Source organism: Patescibacteria group bacterium (assembly GCA_018900835.1).
In the GTDB taxonomy this organism is placed as follows: Bacteria; Patescibacteriota; Minisyncoccia; order Minisyncoccales; family PEYH01; genus PEYH01.
In genome coordinates this window covers 1-3,213 of record JAHIFQ010000018.1, presented here as the reverse complement: position 1 = coordinate 3,213, position 3,213 = coordinate 1, and the positions used below count along the sequence as shown (strand labels likewise).

General features: G+C 37.6%; 3 protein-coding genes. All 3 read left to right on the top strand.

Annotated features, from left to right (window positions below):
* Positions 1-198 precede the first annotated feature (198 nt).
* From KJ562_03415 to KJ562_03405, 3 genes are read left to right on the top strand one after another with little or no spacing between them, the layout of a single operon-like run.
* On the top strand, positions 199-423 hold the full coding sequence (locus tag KJ562_03415; GenBank protein ID MBU3964739.1) for a helix-turn-helix transcriptional regulator: 225 nt from the start codon (positions 199-201) through the stop codon (positions 421-423).
* A complete protein-coding gene (locus KJ562_03410) occupies positions 420-1,880 on the top strand; it encodes a hypothetical protein (GenBank protein MBU3964738.1) in 1,461 nt (486 codons plus the stop codon). Before KJ562_03415 ends, KJ562_03410 begins: the two co-directional genes overlap by 4 nt.
* A gap of 50 nt (positions 1,881-1,930) precedes the next feature.
* Complete coding sequence (locus tag KJ562_03405; protein ID MBU3964737.1) at positions 1,931-3,082, top strand: DNA cytosine methyltransferase; 1,152 nt, start codon at positions 1,931-1,933, stop codon at positions 3,080-3,082.
* Positions 3,083-3,213 lie beyond the last annotated feature (131 nt).

The following is a 3,213-nucleotide window of genomic DNA, read 5'->3' as shown; positions in this document are numbered from 1 at the left end:
CAAAACTTTTCTTTGGCGGTCTGCTCTGAACGAGCAGGGCGGCGGGGCTTCGCTTCGGCTCGAGCGAGGCGGAATTCCCCCCACACCCCCCTTCCGCCTCGCCCTCGCTTGGGCTGGCGAAATTTAAAGTTTCAAAACCCTCTTATTTATTATATGACAATTTGGAATATAACACAATGGAATATAATATAAATATATATGAGCAAGATAATTTACTCAAAAGATCATAAAAACATTGTTGAACGCCTTAAACAGGCGCGTGTTGAGGCTGGTTTAGAACAGAAACAAGTTGCAGACAAACTCGGGAAAACTCAATCCTATATATCTAAAATAGAATCCGGTCAGAGAAGACTTGATGTGGTTCAACTTAAAGCATTCGCGCGTATTTATAAGAAAGATTTGAATTTTTTTATAGAAATATGAAATTAAACCTATCAAAAACTTTAGAAAAAGATATCCCCAAAATAATTGCAGATTATTTGTCGCCAGATAATGGGGAGCGAGCACATGCGGCGTTTCAATTTACTATCAATGGAGTTACATATCCATTCGTTAGAAATCTTAATTTTGCTGCCCTTCCTGACCCACCTCGTCAAAGACGGTATTCAATGTTGGGTGCTTTGTTTTTGGCCCGCCCTGGCGATCTAATGTTTTTTTACCAATCCGATCCACAATGGAGAAAGGATGACATAGATTCACGCAGAGGTCTTAGGGGAATATATGTCGTATCTTCAGCTCCTTTTCGAGGGACGGATAATATAAAAGATCCAACAACGGGATATACAATGCTGGGAAATTGTCCTAACTGTCACATATCCCGCTCAACCTTAAGCGCAAAGTGTCCAAAATGCCGAAAAGAGTATCCTACCGTAAATTTACAATCTAGAAGTGATCCATATCATAATCTTCTTCTGAGTTTACGAATAGAAATAGAACCACTTATTGTTTTTGAAAGAGCAATTAGCGATGAAAGGGCTTATGCCGATATGTCTGATACAGGAATGATTTGGATAGGTCGGCATGATAATCAAATGGGTGCTGGTAAAGGATCGTCTGTTAGACAACTATTGCCTGAAGAAGCAATAAAGATTACAAGAATGATGTTGTCTGAGCCTGGGCAAAAAATTTCATTTCCACAAAAAGTGGATTATAAATTTGAGAAGAAAGAAATTTTAAACGAAGATGGAACAAAGGTAACTGATTTAGAGTTACGACCCGTCAATCAAACAATAAAAATTGTTGCCCAAGAACATATGCTTAATTTTGATATTGCTCGTTCAATTGATAATCCTAACTCATCTTTTGTTAAAGAACTCGGCAACGAGTTTGGGATAAACGAAATGGAATATGTGTCTTCGGAATTTCCGTGGGGGTATACTGCTGGTGAATCTGATTTTATTGTTGCGTTTAAAAATGAAACTGGGCGTTATAAAGTTTTCGTTATGGAATTCAAACGAGATTGGATTGATGATGCCACAATGATACAAGTATCTTTATATAATCGTTGGGTTGTGCAAACTATTTGTCAGTTTGCAACTCCAAAAATTGAGAATATAACAGTATATCCAATAGTAGTTGGGAGAAGATTAAAAAAAGATACCGTTCGTCCGCGCCCTTACTCTTTTACCGCCTCATATAATTCAGGTGTATCCGTAAAAGCAGATGTAAAAAGTCCTCAATTTATTGACTACACACCAGAAGACGAATTCACAAAAGGAGGAATAATATACGCAGCAAGTCTTAAATATAAAAACAAGAGTATCGGCATACCTCAAATTGATTGGATTCCAGAACAAGGAATTATTACTTCCCAAGTCGAGAGAGATTGGGTAATAAATACCTCTTGGGTTATAGCCAAAAAAAAGACAAAAAGTTCATAATCCATTTTGGAATTTACTTTTTTTATGGATGCCTGTATAATTAAAATGCTATGCCCCAAAACCAGCAACAACTTTTTCTTATAAAAAATGATCCTCTTAGTGTCGAAGAAAGCTCTTACTATTGGAAAGGACAACCAATAGTTAAAAAAAGAACATATTCGCACGGTACTAAACCAACAGTTGTTGAGCTTTTTAGTGGTTGCGGAGGAACTTCTAAAGGATTCGAAATGGCTGGTTTTGATATTGTTTTAGGGGCAGATATTCACGGGCCATCAATTGAGACCTTTCATTTTAATCATAAAAAATCTACTGCTGTCCTCGGAGATTTAAGTAAAATTAAAACTGAAGAATTATTAAATATATTACCAACAAAAAAAATTGATGTAATGATAGCGGGTGTTCCTTGTCAGGGGTTTTCTTTAAATAATAGAAAAAGACATGCAAAGGATAAGCGCAATTTTTTATTTAAGGAATATATTAGATTTGTCAAAGAAATAAAACCGTCTATCGCAATACTCGAAAATGTTTCTGGAATGAGAAGTACTGCCAACGGAACTTTTGTAAAGGAAATAGAACAAGAATTTAGATCCGTTGGATATTCTAATGTTCAGCATATGATGTTGAATTCAGCTGATTATGGTGTTCCACAAGTCAGAATGCGTTTAGTTTTTATTGCAACACTAGACGGTATCAATTTTGAGTGGCCTAAAAAAAATTATAATAAATCTAACTATAGGACAGTCAAGGATGCTATTGGTGATTTGCCAAAAATAAAATCTAGTGAAAGTGCTACAGAATATAATCAATCTTCGTTAACTGTCTATCAAAAATTGATGCGGAAAAAAGCAGTAAAATTAGAAAACCATACCGCGCCCGCACATCCAGCCTCAACAATTAAAAAAATTGCCTCTACAAAATCCGGCGAACCCATGTATCCAAAATTTAAACAACGAATTAGATTGTCTTGGGATAGACCCAGCCCAACTCAAGTATCTGGAGGAATTAGACCACAATTTCAGTTCGGACATCCAGAAATAGCAAGAGGATTGACTGTTCGTGAACGGTGTAGAATACAGAGTTTTCCAGACGATTTTATTGTTTTTGGTGGTACCGTTCAAGGTCGAGTTCAAACTGGAAATGCAGTCCCACCATTATTGGCTAGGGCAATAGCTGTTCAAGTTAAAAAAGCGTTAGGGTTTTGAAACTTTAAATTTCGCCAGCCCAAGCGAGGGCGAGGCGGAAGGGGGGTGTGGGGGGAATTCCGCCTCGCTCGAGCCGAAGCGAAGCCCCGCCGCCCTGCTCGTTCAGAGCAGACCGCCAAAGAAAAGTTTTG